Origin of the sequence: Xenorhabdus sp. Sc-CR9 (assembly GCF_963897815.1) — a bacterium.
Classification (GTDB): domain Bacteria; phylum Pseudomonadota; class Gammaproteobacteria; order Enterobacterales; family Enterobacteriaceae; genus Xenorhabdus.
On record NZ_CAWQTY010000084.1, the window covers coordinates 1 to 902 of the forward strand.

At 48.3% G+C, this 902-nt stretch carries 2 protein-coding genes and 1 tRNA gene; all 3 read right to left on the bottom strand.

Features of this window, described 5'->3' with window-relative positions; all coding sequences use genetic code 11:
* Positions 1-229, bottom strand: a 229-nt coding sequence (locus AACQ81_RS04025; RefSeq protein WP_237388494.1) for a phage holin, lambda family, incomplete at its 3' end; no start/stop codon positions are given.
* A gap of 166 nt (positions 230-395) precedes the next feature.
* Positions 396-471, bottom strand: a tRNA-Phe gene (locus AACQ81_RS04030).
* A 120-nt stretch (positions 472-591) separates the two neighbouring features.
* Positions 592-902, bottom strand: a 311-nt coding sequence (locus tag AACQ81_RS04035; RefSeq protein WP_237388493.1) for a site-specific DNA-methyltransferase, incomplete at its 5' end; no start/stop codon positions are given.

Below are 902 nucleotides of genomic sequence, written 5' to 3' on the forward strand. Positions count from 1 at the left end.
CGAAGGGCGCTGCACTGCTGGGGATACCAAACAGTTCCAGCCCACTCGAAATACCCCAAGACAGCGCCCCACACAGGACACCTTCTATCCATTTGTTTTTACGGTCTACACCGTCATACACCAGACGTCCGTAACAAATCACGATGGCTAAAGCGGAGCCGGATATTTGTGGCCATGAGTTTTTTAGGCCTTCCAATAGGTCGGCCCACAAATCAGGATTTTCTTTCATTTTCATATTCCACCCCATTAAGACAATGGGCGTCCGTGGGGTGAGTTATGATCGCCCCTGTGAGTTGAGTTAATAGGTTGCCGTTATGGGATTTCCCATATCGGATGACTTTCAAATGGTTAGATTGCAGATACGAAAAAGGCCGCCTCAGCGACCTTCGATAATGTGGTGGAACCTCTCGGAATCGAACCGAGTCCTGATGCTCTTCAGGCATCCGCGCGAACCCTCTACGCCAAAGTTCCAGTATAGAAAAAGGCCACACCTTCGCGCAGCCTTGAATTTGAACTAGTTGGTCTCACCAACAGGTTGAGTTATCCATAGGGATCGGGGTGTTGACCATATCACCCAAAATCACATTTAACCTATTGATTTAACGTAGATATGGATATTGACCGACCATGATCGAATTGAGTTGTAAACTCAGGTTTGACTACTGCAGGTAGCATTTCGTTTATCTCCTGCTCAGTCTGCTTAAACCGTGCCTCTTCCAGTTCAACCCCTAACACACGGCGATTTAACTTCAAGGCCGCTTTCAGTGTCGCCCCGGAACCCATAAAGAAATCGGCTACCATATCCCCTTGTTTACTGCTGGACTGGATAATGTGCGTCATCAGATCCAGGGGCTTTTCACACGGATGCTTACCCGGCGAATATTGAACAGGCGCAAACTGCC